Source organism: Peristeroidobacter agariperforans (genome assembly GCF_004138335.1).
Taxonomy (GTDB): domain Bacteria; phylum Pseudomonadota; class Gammaproteobacteria; order Steroidobacterales; family Steroidobacteraceae; genus Steroidobacter; species Steroidobacter agariperforans.
The window spans coordinates 237932-255043 of the sequence record NZ_RYFW01000002.1 but is presented as its reverse complement, the minus strand read 5'-3'; the positions used below and the strand labels follow the sequence as shown (position 1 = coordinate 255043).

Below are 17112 nucleotides of genomic sequence, written 5' to 3'. Positions count from 1 at the left end.
CCTGCAGCAGGTGCTTGCATGATTACTAGATTCCTCGCTGGTTATTGCGGCGCTTGAAACGTTCCGATCAGCTCGCCGTTGGCCAGCACATGGCCGCGCATGGCGTCCAACAGCGCGTGACGATTGAATCCGTCCGGCAGATCGAGCTTGGTGTCGAGCGCAAAGATCTGGAAGTGATAGCGGTGCGGCGGATCGCCTGCCGGCGGGCGCGGGCCGAAATAGCCGCGCTCGCTTTTCGAATTGCTGCCCTGTCGCGCCGGTTGCCCGCGCAGCGGCGCGAACGCCTTTGACACATTTGCCGGCAACGCGCTCAGCGACGGCGGCAGGTTGATCATCGTCCAGTGCACGAACGGCAATGGCGCGACCGCATCGGGATCTTCCATCATCAACACCAGCGACTGCGTGCCCGATGGCAGCGATGACCATCGCAGCGGAGGCGAGATGCCCCGCCCGTAATCGGTGTATTTCACATCGATCACACCGCCGGCCGGAATGGCCGAGGAGGACACGGCGATGGTCGCCGGTGCGTCGAAGATGTCCTTTGCAATCACCTGCGGGTCGGCGCTCGCAGCTGCGCCAGCCGCCGCCACGCGGTAGATCATGTTGTTCGTGTCATCGGTAAACAGCAGCGCGCCGTCCTTGGCCGATGTCACGCCCACCGGTCGGCCGAAGAAGCCATGCCCGCCGGCGACCGGTTGAATGAAGCCGGTGACGAATGGCTCGAACGCCGTGAAGCCGCCACTCGCGTCGAACCTCACGCGCACCACTTCATAGCCATGCGGCGGCTTGCGATTCCAGGAGCCGCGCATCGCGACGAACGCATCGTTGCGATATTCGGTCGGAAACTGCGAGCCCGTGTAAAAAGTCATCTGCATCGGTGCGGCGTGCGCCGCATACATGCCGACGGGCTCTTCGCTCATCCCGGCCCACTGCTCCGACGATGTCTCGAGCGGCTCGGTGTGCGGATTGATCTGGTCGTCGTCATAGACATACGGCCAGCCGAAGCGTTGCCCGGCTTCGGTCAGCTCATTCAGCTCCTCGCTCTGCTCATCGTTGCCCAGCCAGTCGATGCCGTTGTCGAAGGCGTACAAGCGACCCGAGTCCGGATGCCAGCCGAAGCCCAGCGAGTTGCGCAGTCCGCTGGCATATATCTCACGCGGCGCAGGTTGGTCCGGCCGTGAGCGCCGAGCTGCATCGTCGGTGACTCGCTGTAAAGTTGCGTGCTGAGGGTTCGGCTCCCGGCATTCGTTACATGTCGAGCCGACGCTGACAAAGAGATCGCCCTGCGGACTGAACGCCAGCGTGCGATTCGGATGCTGGCCACCATCGGGCAGGCGGGCGCTGACAATACGGCGCTCGCCGATGCGACCATCGGCAAGAATGTCCGCCGCATAGATCGTTTTGATGTCCGTTAGAAAAATTTCCCTGCCGCGGATCGCGATGCCGTGCAGATCGCGCTGACGGAGCACGATCTTCTGAATATCGGCGATACCATCGTTGTCCGTATCACGCAGCATCACCAGATTCCCCGGTGTGCGCTGAGTTACATACACGGCGCCGTCATCGGCGACCGCCAGCATGCGAGGATTGTCGAGGCCTTCGGCGAAACGCTGCAGATGAAAACCTTGCGGCACCGTCAACGACTGGATGCGTGCATCGGTGGCAGGCAAACGTCGCGGCTCATAGACGAACCCCTGGATAGAAACATCGGTCAATTGTCCCTGCTGAGCACCCAGGGACGGCGACAACACGCTGGCGAACATTCCCAAACAAACAACGCCAGCTTTGTTTCCCATCCTCGTCTCCGTGCGCCTGTTGCGAGGACGCAAAGTCCGACGCACCCACAAAGTTCCTCAGCTGCGCTTACCGCATGCGAGGCGGCGTCGAATACGGTCGCATTTACAAGGACGCGATCTCCCGCGCGTGGTCGATTTACTTATGTGATTGAGAGCACGGCGATCGTGGATACTGTGCGCTGCCGCGCGCAATGCACGGCTCCGGTCGCAATCACAAGAGCCTCCGAGCATTAACACAGGTTAATAACATCGATGGGACCAAATCGGCGGCTGAGCCGTTTAGTGGCAAACCTGCCCGGCCGCGCTCACCGTGTTGCCTCTTTTGCGGATGCGCAGCCAGAGATCCTGTCATGACGTCAGATAGTCCGGAGTTCGATCTCTCCCGTCGTCTGAACAGCGGGCTCAAGCGCATTGCCTCCGCTCATGGCGTCGATGCGGTCTTACACGCGACCGCGACCGCCGCGCAGGAACTGGCGAATGCCGCTGGACTTTGTGCCGTGCCTAACCATCAAACTCATTGCGTGATATCCATACCTGAGCGCGGCACCGTGAGCACGCTGAATGGCGGCTCCGCCCTGCAACGTTTGATCACAGGCGCGGTAGCGGCCGGTGAAGCCATCATGCAGCACCGTCCTTCCATGGAAGTGGAATTGCCCTCCGGCCAGCGCTTGCGGGCGGAAACCTTGCTGACTGTGCCGGTGGGCGCCGACTCCGGTTATCTCGGATTGGCGTTCTTCTGGCGCGATGGCCTGACGCCGACCTCCGCGCAGCTGACGTTGTTACCGGGGCTGGCATGGACCAGTTGCCTCGCGCTACGGGCTCAGCAACACGAACGTCAGCTACGGGAGAGCCGGCTCGAACAGCAATCGCAACTTGCCGAGATCGAGCATCGTGCGCGTAATGTGCTCGCCACCGTGCGCTCCATCATCCGCCGTTCAGGGCAGACCTCCGACTCATCAGAGGACCTCGCGTCACACCTCGAGGCGCGCATCAGCGCGCTGGCCCGCACCCAAGGCGCGATGAACGTCGATCGGCATTCCGGTCCGGAGCTGGAAGACTTGATCCGCGCCGAACTGAGCGCAAACGCCGTTCGGGACAATCAGTTCAGCATCGCCGGGCCGTCGTGGCGCCTGGCGCGCCGCGCCGCCGAAACGATCGCTTTGACACTGCACGAGCTCACCACCAATGCGCTCAAGTTCGGCGCATTCACCGTTCCCGAGGGTCGGCTCGCAGTGAGCTGGAACATCGACACGGCTCCGGCGCCGACGTTGCGCTGGTCCTGGGTAGAATCGAACGTACACATCCCGCAGACGCAATCGCGTCGACGCGGTTTCGGCAGTGAGTTGATCGAGCGCGTGCTGCCCTATGAGCTCGGCGCGGTCACGCGCTACACACTTAACGACGGCGGCGCGCAATGCGAGATTCATTTACCGATCAACGAGCGCACCTCTGTCCACGCCGACCGGACACCGCTATGAGGCCCAACCCCAAAGGCGACAACCAGCTGTCGCTCGCCGGACTCCGCGTGCTGGTAGTCGAGGATGACTATTTCATCGCCGAAGAGATCTGCTCCACGTTACGCGAGCACGGTGCGCAGATCGTTGGCCCGGCGCCCGACGTCGAGCACGGCCTGCAACTGGTCAAGAGTCGCGAGATCGATTGCGCCGTGCTGGACATCAATCTGCAAGGCGATCTCGCGTTCGGTCTCGCGCAGGAGCTGCGTCAGCGGGGCACGCCGGCGATTTTTGCGACCGGCTACGACGTCTCGGTATTGCCCGGTGAATTCAGCGGCTACATCCGGCTGGAAAAGCCGGTGAACCTGCGCGCGTTGCTGCAAGCAGTACAGTCCGCTGGCGCGCGCCGACAACCAGCGCTGCAAGAAAGTTGATGGTGGCTTCGTTCATGCCTGAATCCACTCTCATTCACCTGTTGATCCGCAAACTCGAGAACTTCGCGGAGCTGACGGAGGAAGAGAAAGTCGCCCTGCACGAAGCGGCGGGGCCGGTGCGCAGCTACGGCTCGCACGAAGACCTGATCCGTGAAGGCGAGCATGCCCACGGCGTTTCCGTGATCGTTTCGGGCTTTGCCTGCCGGCACAAGATGCTGCCCGATGGACGGCGTCAGATCATCGGCTACTTCCTGCCGGGCGACATGTGCGATGCGCGTGTGTTCATTCTGAAGAAGATGGACCATACCATCAGCACGCTGGCCCCTTCCTCGGTGACCACGCTGCCGCGCGAGGCGGTTCTGAACATCACTTCTCACCATCCGCGTCTGACGCGAGCGTTCTGGTGGAACACGCTGGTGGAAGAAGCGATCGGACGCCAATGGCTGGTCAGCATCGGTCAACGCACGGCGTTGGAGCGGGTCGCTCACTTGTTCTGCGAAGTCTACGTGCGGATGCAAGCGGTCGGGCTTGCGACGCCGGAAGGCTGCGAGTTGCCGGTCACGCAATCGGAGCTGGCGGATACCGTCGCGCTCTCGACCGTGCACGTCAATCGCACGTTGAAAGAGCTGCGTCGGGTCGGGCTGGTGTCGATGAGCAGCAAGTCGCTGGTCATCCATGACTTGGCCGGCCTGCGCGCGCTGGCGATGTTCGATCCGGGTTACCTGCACCTGGAGGGCGAAGGTCTGATCAAGGACCGTTACAGCCATGGGCTGTTGAAATCGTTGTAATCCGCGCCAGGTCGCGACTGGATCCCTCCGGCACTCGCACCGGCTTGCAAACATAGAACTCGTGCTCGGGCCGGGCCAGCACTTCGAAACCGGCCGAACGCAGCAGCGCCTCGACGCAACTGGCGTTGGGCACCCACCAGTTGCTGTCGTCGTCGGCAACGCGATGCTCGACGAACGCCATCTTGGGCCATCCTTCCTCGAGCATCAGCTCGCGCCGATGCAACGGCACATCCGGCGGCGCCACGTCCCGCGCCGGGCCGGGCATGGTCATGCTTTGAAACACCATGAGTCGCTGCGTAGCCCGCCGCACCAGATCCAGCGCCAGCGTCGGGTAGCGCAAGTGGTAGAACACGCCGGTGAACCACACCAGGTCGTAGCGACGATCCGAGCCGAGCAGCCCATAAACATCGCCCTCGACGAACTCGACCTGGTCTTTGAAATCGAACTCACGAGCGGCCCAACACGCCTGGCGTACATAGAGCGGTTCGACATCGACACCCATCACGTGCGCACCGCGCCTGGCCAGCTCGAAGCTGTAGAACCCGGCATTGCAGCCGATATCGAGCACCGACCATCCCGACAGATCCTCCGGGACTGCGGCCGCGACGTGTTGCCATTTGAAACTGGGAAAGTCGCCGAACGGATGATCGGGAGAAGTCTGTGTGCCGTCGGGCAAGTGCAGATTGTGGAACCACGGCCCCAGGCCTGCGATCTGCTCGCGCATCGAGCTTTGCAACGCCATAGCCTAGCCCTCAATGCGCAGCGACAGCGCGCTCGGCAGATGCTCCGGCGACCGCTGCCAGCGGCTTGCGAACAGCAGACTCACGCGCAGCGTTCAGATAACTTTCCAGCTCCTCGGCACGGTGCACGCTGCTGTGTTCGGCACAGATGCGCTCGCGCGCGGCTGCGGCGATCTGCTCGGCCTCGGCATCGCTCACGTTCTCCAGGATTTCAGTGACGTTCCGCGTGGAATCCGCCAGCAGGACTTCCTTGCCTGGTTCCAGCAATTCATCGATCCCGACCCACTCATCCGAAATGATGGGCGTGCCGCAAGCCGCCGCTTCGAACAACCGCACGCTCGGCGAGTATCCCGCCTTGCGCATGTCGGCTCGCGTGAGATTCAAGGTGAATCGCTGCCGGCCGTAGAACTGTGCGTGCGAGCCGGGAGCCATGTGATCCACGCGCTGTACATTCTTCGGCCATACCAGGTGCTCCGGATACTGGGCGCCGACCACGGCGAAGCGCCGCTTCGGCAAGCGACGCGCCGGCTCGTTCAACAATGTTTCCAGCGCCGGCTGCCGGTCCTCGCTGTAGGTGCCCAGGTAGCCGAGCTCGATGTCACGATGCGAGCCGGTGGGCTGATACTGATCGACGTCCACACTGCAATACAGCGGTCGCGCCGACCTCGCGCCGAAATCTCGTTCCAGGCGCCCGAGGATGGGACCGCCCGTGAAGCTCAACATCACATCGAACTCCGGAACCTGCGAAGCGCGCAGATACTCGCAGCTGTCGTCCTGCAGTCGCGCCACTGTCACGGGCGTGTCGATGTCGTAGAACGCCTTGACGCCGGTCGCGTGATCGAGCACCCAATCGCAAACCTGCCGACCCTCATCGACATAAGAGCCGACGATCACTGCAGCAGCGGCACGCAGCCGCGGAGTGTATCTGGCGCACAACTCATCCACGTCCACATACAGCCGCGACTGACAATAAGGCAGGATGGGCGCATCGCGATTGCTTGCGTACCACGGCTGATCCCGCTCGAGGAACATGACCTTGTGACCGAGCCGATGCAGGCCGCGAATCAAGGAACGATAGGTAGAGGCGTGCCCGTTGCCCCACGATGAGGTGATGGACAGGCCGATGAATATGATTTCGTCAGAGCGCCGCACGGTGCACCTCCTCGTCGTATCTGGCCGGCACGGCGCGACGGGATAACTGCTCCACCAGCAATCTCTTGACCTCAATCGCGCGATGCCCGTAGGTGTGCTCACTCAACAGATGCTGCCTGGCACGCTCTCCAATGCGCTTGGCTTTGCGTGCCGTCAGAGCAGGCAAAGCTCTCGCCACTTCCTCGCCACTTTCGACACGCAAGACTTCCCTGCCCGGCTCGAGAAACTGCTCCAGTCCCTCCCAGGCATCGCAGATCAAACAAGCGCCCGCGCCGGCCGCTTCGAATACACGGGTCGGCGGTGAGTAGCCGACCTGCGCCATACTGTCGCGATTGATGTTGAGCACGGCGAGCGTGGAGCAATTGAAAGCGTTGTGGTCGCGTGTATAGACGTGGCCCACGTAACTGACGTTGTCGGTCAACGCGACGTTGCGTTCCCAACCCGAACCGCCCAGCAAGAATTTCTTATCACGCAGCAAGGCGGCAGGCTTTAAAAAGAACTCACGCACGCGGGCCTCGCGGTCGGGCAACCGGTTGCCGAGAAATCCCAACGCGCCGCTGAATCTCGGGTCCGGCTGCACTGGATGATGGGTCATCGGATCAAGCGCGTTGTAAATAGGAACGCAGTGGCGCGCCCCAAAGTTCGAATATTCTGCGACCACGGGCGGTCCGCCGCCGTAGGTCAGCACCAGATCATATCTGGGCACTTGCGATCGAAACGGATCCGACCCATCCGCCCGCATGCGCTGCAACGTAGCCGGGGCATCGACATCCCAGAAAACTGTCAGATTCGAAGCACGCCGTAGTTGCGGCACCTCGGCTTCCAATTCCTCATCGAACACACCGACGCCACTGGCCTTCACGATAATGTCAGCGTCTCGAGCCTGTTCGAGCGCGGACTGCAAACCATCGGGCGTGGCAGGATAAATCACCACCTTGGCCCAGCTCGGGTCGGGCATGTCTCGATGCTGCTGGCGATCGAAGGCGTCCGGCTCGTAGAAAGTTATATCGAATCCGCAACCATCCAGGGCGCGGATCATGCCGCGATAATAGGTCGCCGCGCCGTTCCAGTACGCCGACACCAAGCTCGAGCCGAACATGGCCAATGTTACTTTCGCGGTCATGACAGTCCTCCTGCCACCGAGCGCGGCAAGGCAGCTGTCTGCCGCGTCGTCAAGATATTCAACAGCTCATCGACTCGATGCGCGCAGGAATGCCGAGCCAGAATCGTTTCCAATCCATGGCGGGCCAGGCTTGCCGCGAGTTCTGCGTCATTGAGAATGGCGCGCAGATGACGTTCCATCTCGTTGCCATCGGCCGCCACCAGATAATCGACGCCCGGCCGGAACAGATTCTCGGAGTCGCGCCATGGCGCACTGACCAACGGAATGCCACACGCCAAGGCTTCGAACATGCGGATCGTCGGAATGCCGTGCAGTTGTCGGGCATATGTCTGCCGAGGCACGTGCACGGTGCACCGATGACGAGCGAACACTTCCGGCACCCGATGGTTCGGCAACCAGCCTCGGTACGCGATGCCGGCCTCGCGCAGAGTCTGCAGCGCATGCTCGGGATAGCGGACGCCGTGCACTGCTGCTTTCAAGCGCAGCCGTCGCGTCGGCTCGATCAGATGCTCGTGCAGCTCGGCGCTACGCTCGTCATCGCCCCAGTTACCGATCCAGACCAGATCCGCCCGCTGATCGGTAACAGGCAACGGAGCGAAACGGCGCAGATCGGCGGCTTCGTGCCACACCCAGCTCTGTGCGGCCCAGCCGTGACGTGTGTACTGCTCCGCGACCGCCTGACCAAACGCGAGCACGCCGTCGTAGTGACGCAGATCCAGCTCCGCCATCGTCGACGCGTCGGTGACGCTGCGATGATGGGTGTCGTGGAACAGGGCAGTGCAGCCCTGCCGTCTGGCGCTCGCTCCGATTCGCTGGATCAATGCAGGCTCGTTCCACTCGTGAACGATGACCACATCGGCTCCCTCCAGCGCCGCATCCACATCCAGACTCGCAGCGTCGAACGACTTGCTGCTCAGCTCGGGAAAGGTCACGTAAAAATCGGCGAGCGCAGCCTCGCCCCGCTCGTTGAGCAGATTCGTCAAGCTCCACCCCGACTCCGGCTCGTAGACGTCGACGGCATGTCCGCGGTAGAGCAGTTCGCTAACGATGCCGCGCAGGAAGTGCGCGTTGCCGTGATTCCAATCTGAGATCAGCGAGTGGTAGAACAGGACGAACTTCATGCGGCGGTTCGCTCCCCATGATTACCAAGGAGCGCTCGATACGTTTCCATGTATTCCGCCGCGGTGGACTCGATGCTGTAGTCCTTTGCTCGCCTCCTGGCCGCCGTTGACAGTTCCTGTCGGCGCTCTGAATCGGCAAGGAGCGCGTCCAACTTCCCGCGCAGACTGCGAGCATTGCGCGGTTTGAAGAACTCGGCGGCGCCATTCCATAGCTCGCGCAGCGTCGGGATGTCAGCGAGCACGAGCGCGCACCCGGCGCTTGCCGCCTCGACCACGACCAAGCCGAACGGCTCGTAAAGTGCCGGATGTACGAAGATGCTCGCCCGATGCATCCACTTGTGAACTTCGCGACTTGGTTGCGCACCGACAGCCCGGACTGCCGAGGGTTTAAACGTCTGACCATCGGGTCCTGTAACGCTGCCGATCACATATGCGCTCCAACGGGCGTTTCGTGAGGCATCGTCGAGAACGCGGATGTTCTTCGAAGCATCCCAGGGCCGCCCGCAGGCCAACACAATGGGCTCACGTGGGACGTTGCAACTGGAAGCTGCCGGCGCTCGTCCGTTTCTGATCACGCGTGTTGGCGGCGTAAACGCATAGCACGCACCGAGCTGTTCGAGGAACGCTGCGGTCGGAGCAATAACGATATCGGCGCTGTTCAGCCCGGTGGCGACACGGCCGCGATATTCGTTCCACCGTTCCGGCGGCGAGTTGCCATATACGGCTTGCCACCAGGTCCATACGCACGAGTGCGCCACGCAAACGACAGGTTGTCTCCATGGCAGCGCTGCGTGCGAGTATCCATTGATGTGGATGACATCCACGGCATTCGAGGCAGCGAGATCGAGCAGCCATTTGCCCGCCGCATCGACATCGGCCCAGGCAGCGCCCATCCATTCCAGTCGATAGTCCGACTCCACGAGTTGTACGTTGCACAGCGCTGCGGCGGCCGCGCGTTGCTCTCCGCTCGGACGCGGCCCCATGGTCGCCAGCACGACGTCGACGCCGCTTCCTGACAAAGCCGAGCACAGATCGAGCGCATACGTCCATACTCCGCCCACCGCATCGGCTGTCATCAGGAGCTTCATGCCCGATAGACCTCCTCGATGAGGGCGGCACTGCGAACGATGTTTTCGGCTTCGGCGTCGAAGCGATTGCTCGCCTGCAACTGCCGCAGCCACGCACGCAACGCCCGAGTCCCCCAATCGTCCCTCGACGTCCCGAGTTGCTCGCGCTGCGTTCCTTGAAACAAACAAACGTCGAAGTCATAGAAAGAGCCATCGATATTGCGCCATGAAGCACCACCGCGCGTGCCGGCGATCTCCATCCGAATCTGGGCCGGCTGACCGATGTGCGCATACCAGGAGCAGCACAGCCGCACGATCGCACCGTTCGCCTGGATGAACTCGGCGTAAGCAAGATCTTCCAGCTCCCCCGCACGACCTTGCACTGGCTGCCCATGAGCAAACAGTCGGCTGCGCACCCGCTCCGTGGGCGGCATGCCTTGCACCCATAGCGCCAGATCGAGCAAGTGCACGCCGAGGTCCAGCAAACAACCGCCACCGGCCAGCGCGGGACTCCTGCACCAGGACTTATCGGGCCCGTAGGCATTGTGGAAAACCAGACTGACCGCGATGACGTCACCGAGCGCGCCTGACGACAGCCGACGCCGCAACACTTCCATGCCGGTGATGTGGCGATAGCAGAAGTCGATGCCGAGTAAACGATCGGCAGCACGAGCCGCCGAGAGCACTCGTTGCACATCGCTCAATGTGGTTGCGAGCGGTTTCTGACAGAACACCGCCATGCCGCGCTCCAGGCAAGCGACGGCTTGATTGGCGTGCAAACCGTTCGGTGTCGCAATCACGACCGCGTCCAGACCTTCGTCGAGCAACGCATCGATGGCAGACCCAACTGACGCTTCTGGATGAGCCGCAGCGGCCGCGCGCAGTCGATCGGCATCGCTATCGACCAGAGCGGCGACTTCGAAGTCTGCACGGCTGTCGGCAGTCAACGCGTCGAGTCGCTTGCGTCCGATCCATCCGAGGCCGACGAACCCAATCCGCGGCCGGGCAAGAGCAAGTCGCGCCGAGCTCGGCGATTTGGCGGGCACTTGCAATCGCGCGCTCACGAGTCGACCTCGTTGAGCAGCAGCGCTTTGACGAATCCGTCGGGCCGCTCCCGCATCAGCTTGAAGCCAAGGTCGAGCGAGCCGAGCGATACGGTGTGCGTCAATAACGGGAACGGATCGAGCCGGCCTTCCAACGCAGCTTGGATCGCCTTCTGCACACCCAGGACATAGCGGTCCATCGAACGCTCGTGCGCGTTGATGACATCCAGGCCGCGCCAGTTCCACTGCTGCATATTGACCTGGCGAGGCCCGTCCTGGTGATAGCCGGCGATGATGAGACGGGCGCGCTCGCCCGCAATATCGCTGGCGAGATCGAGACCGGATTGCACCCCCGACACCTCGATTACTCGATCGAAGCCCCGGTTGCTGGTGAGCTGCATGGCCCGCTCGGCGTCGTGACCGTCGTCTTTGGTGGCGATGATGTCCTCCGCCTCCATCGTCAACGCGAGCTGCAGCGCCCACTCACGGTGCGACAGCACCACGACGTGCGCACCGGCGTCGGACGCCAGCTGCGTCAACAGCAAGCCGATGAAACCACCGCCCACGACCGCGACTGTCTGCCCGGCGTGAATGTCGCTGCGCTCGAAAATATTCATCACGCAGCCGAACGGCTCGCCGGGGAACGGTTCGTCGTCCAGCTCCTCCGGCAAGGCCACGACACAGTTACGCGAAGCGATGTCGTACTCGGCATATGCGTGGCCGGACATCAACGCCACTCGCTGCCCTGCTTCGAGATCCTCGACGCCTGCGCCGACTGCATCGACGATGCCCCAGCCCTCGTGTCCCGGCGATCCGGCTTCGAGCGGATATTTGAACCACTCACGTCCTTCCCACACCGGCAGGTTGGAAGCACAGATGCCGCAGCCCTCCAGCATGACACGCACTTCGTTCGCGCCGGGCTCGGGCACCCTCACCTCGCTGATCCGCGTGGTCATGGGCCGAATCAACCTGGCTGCGTGCTGCACATCGCTCATGCGATTACCTTGAAATCAACCGGGAGCGCCCAGTTCCTGCACGCTCGTCTGCGCGGTCCGACGCCGCTGCGCAGGGAGCAGCTCGGAGGCAGTGAGCCAATCGCACAAAGCCTCGACGCCTTCGGTCACCGCAGTGCGCGCCCGCCAGCCGGTCGCCGCCTGGAATCGCCCGGTGTCGGAGACGTAGTAACGCTGGTCGCCGACGCGCCAGCGCTCGAAACGCAGCTCGACGCGTCGTTTCAGTGATTGTTCCAACTGCCGGATCAGCTCCAGCAAGCTCACACTGTTGCCCGGCCCACCGCCGATGTTGAACGCTCGCCCCGACAGACGATCGATCTCGTGTCGCGCGCGCCGGAAGGCATTGACGAGGTCATCGACGAACAACACATCGCGAACTTGTTTGCCGTTGCCATAGATCGTGATCGGCGTACCCGCCAGAGCGCTGCGGACCATGTGGGCCACCCAGCCCTGATCTTCGTTGCCGTGCTGATGGGGCCCGTAGATGCAGCTCATGCGGAACACCGTGGTGCGCAGGCCGAAGCTGCGTGAATAATCCAGCACGTACTGCTCGGCCGCGCCCTTCGAACAGCCATAGGGGCTGTGAAAATCGAGCCCGCGCGATTCGTCGATGCCGTGCGAGCGCACGCGCAAAGTCGTCGGCATGTAACGTTGCCCGTCGGCTCGAACTCTCAGGTCATCGAGTGCGCCGTACACTTTGTTGGTCGACGTGAATATCAAGGATGGCGCGCGGCTGGCGCGTCTTGCCGCCTCGAGAACATTCAATGTGCCGAACGCATTCACGTCGAAATCGAATGGCGGATCGGCCAGGCTGCTGGTGACAGCCACCTGGGCCGCCAGATGGACGACATGCTCGATTCCCCTCATCGCGGCAGCCACTGCCTGGGGATTTCTCACATCGGCTTCGATAAAGTCGACCTGGTCGGGGTGGTGGTGCCGCAGCCACGCGATGTTTCGCTCGCTGCCGGCACGCGCCAGCGAATCGAGGATGCGCACGCGCTCGCCGTTGGCCAGCAGATCCGCCGCGAGATTCACGCCGACGAAGCCGGCGCCGCCGGTGATCAGGACGCTGCAGTGCTGCCGGCTCTTCGCTGCAGCGATCACAGCGTCAGCCCTCTGCGATCGAGCTCGGCGCTGGCGCGCATGAAGTTGTCGTTCGCCGAAGTGCTCGCCAGCCATTCGGCCAATTCCACCAGGCCGTCCTCGAACTTCACTTGCGGCTGGTAACCCAGCAGTTGCTCCGCCTTCGAGATATCTGCAAAGCAGTGCCTGATGTCGCCGATACGGTATTTGCCCGTGACCCGCGGATCGACCGGCGCATTCACCGCGTCGATGACGCTATTGGCAACTTCCAGCACCGTGCGCGGCTCGCCCGAACCAATGTTGAAAGTCTCGCCGAGCGCCGGCGTAGTGAGCGCCAACTGACACGCACGGGCGACATCACGCACGCTGACGAAGTCGCGCCGTTGCATGCCGTCCTCGAAGATCAGCGGCGGATTGCCATTGATACAGCGCGACGCGAAGATCGCGAGCACGCCGGTGTAAGGATTCGACAGCGCCTGATGGGGGCCGTAAGCGTTGAAGAAGCGCAATGCCACGGTCGGTACGCCATAAGCGGATCCGAACATCAGGCACATCTGCTCCTGATCGTATTTCGACAATGCGTACACCGATGCCGGCGCCACGTGCTTGGTTTCCGGAGTCGCCACCGGCTCGAGCTTGCCATCGACAGTTTCGATCTCCCAACGGCCTTCGCTCAGCTGCTGTCGCGATCGCAGCTGCGGCTCGCAATACTGTGAGCCGTTACCGCCCGGCTGCCGGTACAGCCCTTCGCCATACACGCTCATGCTCGAAGCCACCACCAATCGTTGCAGCGGACGATCCATCAACGTTTCCAGCAACAAGGCGGTGCCACGATTGTTGATATCGACGTAGCGTTCGATCTCATACATGCTTTGACCGACGCCGACCGCGGCGGCCAGATGACAAACGTGCGTAGCGCCCTGCAGCGCTGCACACAAAGCATCGCGGTCGCGAATATCGCCTTCGACGCGCTCGACGTCGGCGTGCAGATGAGCCGGAAAGCCGGGCTCCTCGCCGTGAACTTGGGCGTCGAGCGCATCGATCACGCGCACGCGCGAGCCGCTTTCGGCGAGCAGATTGGCCACGTGCGAACCGATGAAACCCGCGCCTCCAGTCACCAGCACCAGTGCGTCGCTGGACCAGCGTCCATTGCCGCTGCGCCCGGAGAATTGGATGGTTTCATCCGATGTCCATAGCTTGCCCACTGGGAGTTCCTCGAAAGCTGTCGGTGATGACTCACGATGGCGAGCCGCCCCGAAGGTAAGTAGCAACAAGCGTGCCGCCGCTGCGGCAGCGTTACACGCGGCGAAAAAGCGGGCAGCAGACCGCCGACCGGGAAAAAAAGTTACATAGCTACGGAGCGACTACACGCCTGGACCCATCGACCGGCGCTTTTTTTATTGATCTGAAGCCTTGCATGATTCGTGCATCAGCGTTCGCGACAGGCTCACTTCGCGGGAGACGGCATTGAACGCTGAGACAGTGAATGTTGGCATCGTCGGCGCCGGCAACTGCGCATCATCCTTCGTGCAAGGCTTGCACTACTACCACGATGCCGACGATGACGCGGTCATTCCCGGTTTGATGCACGCAAGGGTCGGCCCGTACCACGTGCGTGACATCCGAATTACTTCGGCATTCGATATCACCGCACCCAAAGTCGGCAAAGACCTCTCCGAAGCGTTGCTCGCCCCGCCCAACAACACGCGCGTATTCGCTCCGCTGCCTGCGTTGGGCGTCAAGGTCGCGCGAGGCCGCACACTCGACGGCATCGGCATCTATCTGGAAGACGAGCTGATCGAGTCGGAGGCAGCGGAAGCCGATGTTGTAAAGATCCTGCGGGACAGCGGTACGCAGATCCTGGTCTCTTATCTTCCCGTCGGCTCGCAGCGTGCGACCGAATGGTATGCGTTGCGCGCGCTCGAAGCCGGATGCGCGTTCGTCAATTGCATTCCAGTGTTCATCGCATCGGACGCCGACTGGCGGCGCCGTTTCGAAGTGGCGCGCCTGCCCCTGGTCGGCGATGACATCAAGAGCCAGGTCGGCGCGACCATCGTGCACCGTGCGCTGGCCAATTTGTTCCGCGAGCGCGGCGTGAGCCTGGATCACACCTATCAGCTCAACTTCGGCGGCAACGCCGACTTCAAGAACATGCTGGAGCGGGAGCGGCTGGTGTCGAAGAAGCTGTCCAAGACACGCTCGGTCACCAGTCAGATCGACGTGGCGCCGGACAACATCCATGTCGGCCCGAGCGACCATGTCGAGTGGTTGAGCGATAGGAAGTGGGCCTACATTCGTATGGAAGGCACGGCATTCGGCGGCTCGCCGCTGAATATCGAGTTGAAGCTCGAAGTGTGGGACTCGCCGAACTCCGCGGGCGTGGTGATCGACGCCGTGCGCTGTGCGCAGCTTGCGCTGGATCGCCGCGTAGGCGGCGCACTGACGGGGCCGTCGAGCTATTTCATGAAATCGCCGCCTCAGCAGTTCACCGATCATGTTGCGCGCCAGCTGACGCTCGACTTCATCGCCGGCAAGGCCACTCAGGATCAAGCTCATGACCAACGATCTCGTGTTCGTGCGCCACGCCACGTGCGAGCGCATGGATGAGATGTTGCTCGGACGCACGATCGACGCGCCGCTCGCCGCCATCGGAGTCCGGGAAGCAGAAGCAATGGCATGCGTGCTCGCGCCAACTTCGGAAACATTGCTTGTGGTGAGCCCGCGACGTCGCGCTCAACAAACTGCGGCGGCGATTGCAGCGCGCAGTCAGTGCGAGCTCGTGACGGCTTGCGATATCGACGAACTGGACTTTGGCCACTGGTCGGGACAAACATTCGACGAGCTCGCCCGGGATCCCGCCTGGCGGCGATGGAACGAGCAGCGCGACAGCGCCGCCACGCCGGCGGGCGAGCGGATCAGGGACGTGCAGGCACGAGTGCTGCGCCATCTGCACCGACTGAGTGAGGCTTTTCCCGGTCGGCCGATGATCCTGGTGACGCACGCGGAAGTGATTCGTGCCGCGCTCCTGTACTGGCTGCAAGCGCCAATCGGTGCGTATCAGCGATTGGCGATCAGTCCTGCGTCGATCAGCCGCGTGCACCTGAGCGAGTGGGGCCCACGCATCGATGCCATCAACCAGCGGGCATCTTTATGAAAATCGCGATCTTCGGTCTGACCATCAGTTCCTCGTGGGGCAACGGCCATGCCACGCTGTGGCGTGGCCTGTGCAAGGCATTGGCAAATCTCGGACACGAATTCGTGTTCTTCGAGCGCGACGTGCCCTACTACGCCGCCAGTCGCGACTGGCCCTCGCTGCCGCCTGCCCTGGGCGATAGCAAGCTCGTGCTGTACTCGGACTGGTCTACCATCGAAGGTCGTGCCCGTCGCGAGCTTGCTGAGTGCGACACGGCGGTCGTCTCGTCGTACTGCTTCGACGCGCAGGCCGCGACCGACACCATCCTCGACGCCCAGCATCCGCTCGCAGTGTTCTACGACCTCGACACGCCGATCACGTTGGACGCGTTGCGCGCCGGCAAGCAAGTCCCTTACCTCCCCTGGCGTGGTCTCGGCGATTTCGATTTGGTACTGAGCTACACCGGCGGCGCCGCGCTGGAGGCATTGCGAAGCGACCTGTGCGCACAGCACGTCCGTGCGTTGTACGGTCATGTCGATCCGGACGTCCATCATCCGGTCGCTCCGGTGGAGCGCTATCGGGCAATGTTGTCGTGGCTGGGCACCTACTCGGCCGACCGGCAGGTCATGCTCGAAGAATTGTTCGTCGCCCCGGCGCGGCTGCGACCCCGCGACAAGTTCCTGATCGGCGGCGCGCAGTATCCAGAGCACTTTCCCTGGAGCAACAACGTCTATTTCGTCTACCACCTGCCGCCGCAGGAACATTCGGCGTTCTTCTCGTCCTCGCGCCTGACATTGAACGTCACGCGCGAGCCGATGGCTCGCATGGGCTGGTGTCCGTCGGGCCGATTGTTCGAGGCCGCGGCCTGTGGAGCCGCGGTGCTCTCGGACGAATGGTGCGGCCTGGATGACTTCTATACCCCGGGCGAGCAGGTGCTGGTGGCGCGCACCGCCGACGACACGCTGGCGGCGCTGGATATGAGCGATGCGGAGCTACAGGCGATCGGAGGCGCCGCACGCGAGCGCACTTTGGATGAGCACACCAGCCTGCATCGCGCGAAGCAGCTGATTCACTACCTGGAAGAGGTTCGCTCGCCATTTCATCCGCAAGCCATGCAGGGGTCAGCACAAAGCTACGGCCAGACCTTCGACGCGAGGCCATGACC

The 17112-nt window shown here is 62.6% G+C and carries 16 protein-coding genes; 6 read left to right on the top strand and 10 right to left on the bottom strand.

Features of this window, described 5'->3' with window-relative positions:
* Nucleotides 1-41 precede the first annotated feature (41 nt).
* The gene (locus tag EK373_RS15000; protein WP_129644292.1) at nucleotides 42-1796 is read right to left on the bottom strand and encodes a YbhB/YbcL family Raf kinase inhibitor-like protein; all 1755 of its coding nucleotides are present in this window, start codon (nucleotides 1794-1796) and stop codon (nucleotides 42-44) included.
* A 350-nt stretch (nucleotides 1797-2146) separates the two neighbouring features.
* Here EK373_RS15000 and EK373_RS14995 point away from each other — a divergent pair, with 350 nt between their 5' ends.
* From EK373_RS14995 to EK373_RS14985, 3 genes are read left to right on the top strand one after another with little or no spacing between them, the layout of a single operon-like run.
* Entirely contained in the window at nucleotides 2147-3274 is a 1128-nt protein-coding gene (locus EK373_RS14995; protein ID WP_157994379.1) for an HWE histidine kinase domain-containing protein, read from the top strand.
* Nucleotides 3271-3684 (top strand): response regulator, encoded by a 414-nt coding sequence (locus EK373_RS14990; RefSeq protein ID WP_157994378.1) that lies wholly within the window; start codon nucleotides 3271-3273, stop codon nucleotides 3682-3684. Before EK373_RS14995 ends, EK373_RS14990 begins: the two co-directional genes overlap by 4 nt.
* Before the next feature lie 14 nt (nucleotides 3685-3698).
* Entirely contained in the window at nucleotides 3699-4472 is a 774-nt protein-coding gene (locus EK373_RS14985) for a Crp/Fnr family transcriptional regulator (RefSeq protein WP_129644286.1), read from the top strand.
* On the opposite strand, the gene EK373_RS14980 is transcribed toward EK373_RS14985, so the two are convergent.
* Genes EK373_RS14980 through EK373_RS14940 form a run of 9 tightly spaced genes read right to left on the bottom strand, consistent with a single transcriptional unit; the run spans nucleotide 4432 to nucleotide 13941 of the window.
* Complete coding sequence (locus EK373_RS14980; RefSeq protein WP_129644284.1) at nucleotides 4432-5214, bottom strand: TIGR04290 family methyltransferase; 783 nt, start codon at nucleotides 5212-5214, stop codon at nucleotides 4432-4434. The two genes, EK373_RS14985 and EK373_RS14980, sit on opposite strands and share 41 nt — an antisense overlap.
* A 10-nt stretch (nucleotides 5215-5224) precedes the next feature.
* Nucleotides 5225-6364, bottom strand: a complete 1140-nt coding sequence (locus tag EK373_RS14975) for a CgeB family protein (protein ID WP_129644282.1) — start codon at nucleotides 6362-6364, stop codon at nucleotides 5225-5227.
* On the bottom strand, nucleotides 6351-7487 hold the full coding sequence (locus tag EK373_RS14970; protein WP_129644280.1) for a CgeB family protein: 1137 nt from the start codon (nucleotides 7485-7487) through the stop codon (nucleotides 6351-6353). The genes EK373_RS14975 and EK373_RS14970 overlap by 14 nt, the downstream gene beginning before the upstream one ends.
* Nucleotides 7484-8608 (bottom strand): CgeB family protein, encoded by a 1125-nt coding sequence (locus EK373_RS14965; RefSeq protein ID WP_129644278.1) that lies wholly within the window; start codon nucleotides 8606-8608, stop codon nucleotides 7484-7486. The genes EK373_RS14970 and EK373_RS14965 overlap by 4 nt, the downstream gene beginning before the upstream one ends.
* A complete protein-coding gene (locus EK373_RS14960; protein ID WP_129644276.1) occupies nucleotides 8605-9696 on the bottom strand; it encodes a glycosyltransferase family 4 protein in 1092 nt (363 codons plus the stop codon). Before EK373_RS14960 ends, EK373_RS14965 begins: the two co-directional genes overlap by 4 nt.
* Nucleotides 9693-10739, bottom strand: a complete 1047-nt coding sequence (locus tag EK373_RS14955) for a Gfo/Idh/MocA family protein (protein ID WP_198683364.1) — start codon at nucleotides 10737-10739, stop codon at nucleotides 9693-9695. Before EK373_RS14955 ends, EK373_RS14960 begins: the two co-directional genes overlap by 4 nt.
* Nucleotides 10736-11674, bottom strand: a complete 939-nt coding sequence (locus tag EK373_RS14950) for an MDR/zinc-dependent alcohol dehydrogenase-like family protein (RefSeq protein ID WP_232831115.1) — start codon at nucleotides 11672-11674, stop codon at nucleotides 10736-10738. The genes EK373_RS14955 and EK373_RS14950 overlap by 4 nt, the downstream gene beginning before the upstream one ends.
* A 54-nt stretch (nucleotides 11675-11728) precedes the next feature.
* On the bottom strand, nucleotides 11729-12835 hold the full coding sequence (locus tag EK373_RS14945) for an NAD-dependent epimerase/dehydratase family protein (protein WP_198683363.1): 1107 nt from the start codon (nucleotides 12833-12835) through the stop codon (nucleotides 11729-11731).
* Nucleotides 12832-13941 carry an NAD-dependent epimerase/dehydratase family protein gene (locus EK373_RS14940; protein WP_129645862.1) on the bottom strand — a complete coding sequence of 370 codons (1110 nt, stop codon included), beginning with the start codon at nucleotides 13939-13941 and terminating at the stop codon, nucleotides 12832-12834. The genes EK373_RS14945 and EK373_RS14940 overlap by 4 nt, the downstream gene beginning before the upstream one ends.
* 340 nt (nucleotides 13942-14281) lie before the next feature.
* Here EK373_RS14940 and EK373_RS14935 point away from each other — a divergent pair, with 340 nt between their 5' ends.
* The 3 genes from EK373_RS14935 to EK373_RS14925 are packed head-to-tail and all read left to right on the top strand — an operon-like array spanning nucleotide 14282 to nucleotide 17110.
* Nucleotides 14282-15421, top strand: coding sequence for an inositol-3-phosphate synthase (locus EK373_RS14935; RefSeq protein ID WP_129644270.1), 1140 nt, complete (start codon nucleotides 14282-14284; stop codon nucleotides 15419-15421).
* A complete protein-coding gene (locus EK373_RS14930; protein ID WP_129644268.1) occupies nucleotides 15369-15968 on the top strand; it encodes a histidine phosphatase family protein in 600 nt (199 codons plus the stop codon). The genes EK373_RS14935 and EK373_RS14930 overlap by 53 nt, the downstream gene beginning before the upstream one ends.
* A complete protein-coding gene (locus tag EK373_RS14925; RefSeq protein WP_129644266.1) occupies nucleotides 15965-17110 on the top strand; it encodes a CgeB family protein in 1146 nt (381 codons plus the stop codon). The genes EK373_RS14930 and EK373_RS14925 overlap by 4 nt, the downstream gene beginning before the upstream one ends.
* The last annotated feature ends 2 nt before the right edge of the window (nucleotides 17111-17112 follow it).

What these genes read in the sequence shown, in the direction of transcription:
- EK373_RS14965 (WP_129644278.1), bottom strand. Translation starts at nt 8,608, where the DNA reads ATGAAGTTCGTCCTGTTCTACCACTCGCTGATCTCAGATTGGAATCAC.
- EK373_RS14930 (WP_129644268.1), top strand. Translation starts at nt 15,369, where the DNA reads ATGACCAACGATCTCGTGTTCGTGCGCCACGCCACGTGCGAGCGCATG.
- EK373_RS14925 (WP_129644266.1), top strand. Translation starts at nt 15,965, where the DNA reads ATGAAAATCGCGATCTTCGGTCTGACCATCAGTTCCTCGTGGGGCAAC.
- EK373_RS14980 (WP_129644284.1), bottom strand. Translation starts at nt 5,214, where the DNA reads ATGGCGTTGCAAAGCTCGATGCGCGAGCAGATCGCAGGCCTGGGGCCG.
- EK373_RS14985 (WP_129644286.1), top strand. Translation starts at nt 3,699, where the DNA reads ATGCCTGAATCCACTCTCATTCACCTGTTGATCCGCAAACTCGAGAAC.
- EK373_RS14950 (WP_232831115.1), bottom strand. Translation starts at nt 11,674, where the DNA reads ATGACCACGCGGATCAGCGAGGTGAGGGTGCCCGAGCCCGGCGCGAAC.
- EK373_RS14960 (WP_129644276.1), bottom strand. Translation starts at nt 9,696, where the DNA reads ATGAAGCTCCTGATGACAGCCGATGCGGTGGGCGGAGTATGGACGTAT.
- EK373_RS14995 (WP_157994379.1), top strand. Translation starts at nt 2,147, where the DNA reads ATGACGTCAGATAGTCCGGAGTTCGATCTCTCCCGTCGTCTGAACAGC.
- EK373_RS15000 (WP_129644292.1), bottom strand. Translation starts at nt 1,796, where the DNA reads ATGGGAAACAAAGCTGGCGTTGTTTGTTTGGGAATGTTCGCCAGCGTG.
- EK373_RS14970 (WP_129644280.1), bottom strand. Translation starts at nt 7,487, where the DNA reads ATGACCGCGAAAGTAACATTGGCCATGTTCGGCTCGAGCTTGGTGTCG.
- EK373_RS14990 (WP_157994378.1), top strand. Translation starts at nt 3,271, where the DNA reads ATGAGGCCCAACCCCAAAGGCGACAACCAGCTGTCGCTCGCCGGACTC.